At 77.0% G+C, this 2,581-nt stretch carries 2 protein-coding genes; both read right to left on the bottom strand.

Annotated elements, in window-relative coordinates; translation table 11 throughout:
* Window positions 1-175: 175 nt before the first annotated feature.
* The gene (locus ACFXDJ_RS35825; RefSeq protein WP_384659219.1) at window positions 176-2,278 is read right to left on the bottom strand and encodes a primosomal protein N'; all 2,103 of its coding nucleotides are present in this window, start codon (window positions 2,276-2,278) and stop codon (window positions 176-178) included.
* A 141-nt stretch (window positions 2,279-2,419) separates the two neighbouring features.
* Window positions 2,420-2,581 (bottom strand): methionine adenosyltransferase domain-containing protein (locus tag ACFXDJ_RS35820; RefSeq protein WP_384851288.1); only part of this gene is annotated, 162 nt, incomplete at its 5' end.

Here is a 2,581-nt window from a genome sequence, read left to right as displayed (position 1 = left end):
AGGCTGAGATTTGCGGCTGCGCCGCAAATTCAGCCCGTCCGGCGTTTGAGGACCGGGTCCGGGCAGAGCCCGGGGAACGGTGGAAGGGCGGGTAGGGGACTTGCCCCGCAGGGCCCACCCGCCAGGCCCGGCGCAGCCCGGTCCGACGAACCCAGCCCCACCCGGCCGGTTAGGCCTAGCCGATGTCCAGGGGGTCGATCCGGATGCGGACCGCCTCCGACGCCGGGGCGCCCCGGGTCAGCCGGGCCGCCTGGGCCGATTTCAGGGCCGCCGCCAGGGCGGCACCGCTGCCCGGCGGAACCCGGACCAGCGCCCTCTCCCCCGGCGACGCCTCCCCCCGCCGACCGGGCACCGGCACCGGCCCCAGAACCTCCGCGTCCGGCGGCAGCGCCGCCCCCGTCAGGAAGGCTTCGACGGCCTCCGCGCTCCCCCCGGCCACCGCCGCCATTCGGGAGACCGGCGGGAAGCCCAGCTGGGCCCGCTCCGCGAGCTCCCGTACCGCGTGCCCGGCGGGATCCCACCGCACGAGCGCCTGGACCGGCCGAAGCGTCGGCTCGGCGACCACCACGACCTGCCCGTCCGCCCGTACCAGCGAGGCCGCCGCGATCCAGCGCCGCAGCGCGTCCTCGCTCGCCCGCAGGTCGGGCCGGGTGAGCATGGCCCAGCCGTCCAGCAGCAGCGCCGCCGCGTACCCGGCGCCCGCCGCGACCGGTTCGGCCCCGGGCGTGCACACCACCAGCGCGGGCCGGTCCGGGACCTCGTCGAGGACGTGGTCGCGCCCGGAGGTGCGTACGGACACGGCCGGGAAGGCCCGCCCCAGCTCCTCGGCGGTGCGCCGGGCGCCGACCACCTGGGCCCGCAGCCGGAACGACCCGCACTCCTCGCAGTGCCAGGAGGTCTCCTGCCGCCCGCACCAGCCGCAGTGCAGGTCCCGCTCGTCGGGGGCCTCCAGCGGCCCCGCGCACACCGAACAGCGGGCCGGGGTCCGGCACCGCTCGCAGGCCAGCCGGGGCACATAGCCGCGCCGGGGCACCTGGACCAGCACGGGGCCCGTCTTCAGGCCCTCCCGTACGGTCTCCCACGCCAGGCTCGGCAGCCGCGCGGCCCGCGCCGCCCCGTCCCGGGCCAGCAGTTCGTCCCCGACGGTCCGGATCCGGGGCGCGTACGCCCGTACGGTCTCGCGGTCGGCCACCAGCGGCCGGGCCCAGCCGGACTCGACGAGCTGGGCCGCCTCCACCGTGCAGCTGGTGCTGCCCACGAGGAAGGCGCAGCCGTCGGTGACCGCGCGCAGCTCCAGTACCTCGCGGACGTGCGGGAAGGGGGCGTGGTCGTCGCTGTGGCTGGAGTCCCCGTCGTCCCAGACGGCGACGAGTCCGAGGTCGCGCACGGGCGCGAACATGGCGGCCCGGGTGCCGACGACGGCCCGCACCGAGCCCCGGCTGACGGCGAGCCACTGGCGGTAGCGCTTCTCCGGCCCCGACTCGGCGGTCAGCAGCGCGTGCCGTCCTTCGCCGAGGAGGGCGGTCAGGGCGGCGTCGACCCGGGCGGCGGTGCGCCCGTCGGGGACCACGGCGAGGGCGCCGCGGCCGGAGGCGAGGGTCGCGGCCATGGCGCGGGCCAGCTCGTCCGCCCAGCCGGGGCCGGGCAGGGCGGTCCACACGGCGCGGGGGGCGGCGCCCGCGGCCAGGGCCCGCAGGAAGCCGGGGCCGGCCCCGTACCGCTCCCAGCCGGCGGGTTCGGGTACGGCGGGCGGGGGCAGCGGCTCGGGGGACGGCGTGGCTTCGGCCTTGGCGCTGCGTGCGGGCAGCGCGAGCTGGAGCACGTCGGCGAGGCTGCCGGCGTACCGGTCGGCGACGGCGCGGGCGAGCGCGAGCATGCGGGGGCCGAGGACGACCTCGGGGGAGACGACCTGGGCGAGGGCGGCGAGCGCGCCGTTGTAGTCGGATTCGGCGCGCCGCTCGACGATGAACCCGTCGATGAGCGAGCCGCCTTCGCGACGGCCGCCGTGGACTCGGTGACCCCCGGCGCCGAAGCGCACGCGAACACGGACTCCGGGCTGGGCGGCCTCGGACAGTTCGGCGGGGACCGCGTAGTCGAAGAGCCGGTCGAGGTGGAGCACGCCCTTGTTGACCAGGACGCGGGCAACGGGAAGTTCCTCCGCGACGGCGGCTCCGCGCCAGGTGCGCGGCTTCGCCTTGGGTGCTTTGGCCTTGGCCTCCGCAACCATCTCCCGGATCAGCGCCAGCTGCTCCGGCGGGGAATCATTCGCGCTGCTCACACCAGCATTCTTACCAAACGGCACCGACAACGACGGGGTCGGCGGGGTGGCTCTCCCGGGATCAGGCCGGGACACCCGCCCCCCGACGCCGTACGGCCCCGGACCGAGGGTCCGGGGCCGTACGGCTTCAGGCGGTGCTGCTTACAGACCGGCGGCGGTGCGCAGGGCGTCGACGCGGTCGGTGCGCTCCCAGGTGAAGTCCGGCAGCTCGCGGCCGAAGTGGCCGTACGCGGCGGTCTGGGCGTAGATCGGGCGCAGCAGGTCGAGGTCGCGGATGATCGCGGCCGGGCGCAGGTCGAAGAC

The sequence above is a fragment of the Streptomyces sp. NPDC059443 genome, from assembly GCF_042750105.1.
In the GTDB taxonomy this organism is placed as follows: domain Bacteria; phylum Actinomycetota; class Actinomycetes; order Streptomycetales; family Streptomycetaceae; genus Streptomyces.
The sequence above is the reverse complement of the archived record's forward strand: the minus strand, read 5'-3'. Positions and strand labels throughout refer to the sequence as shown.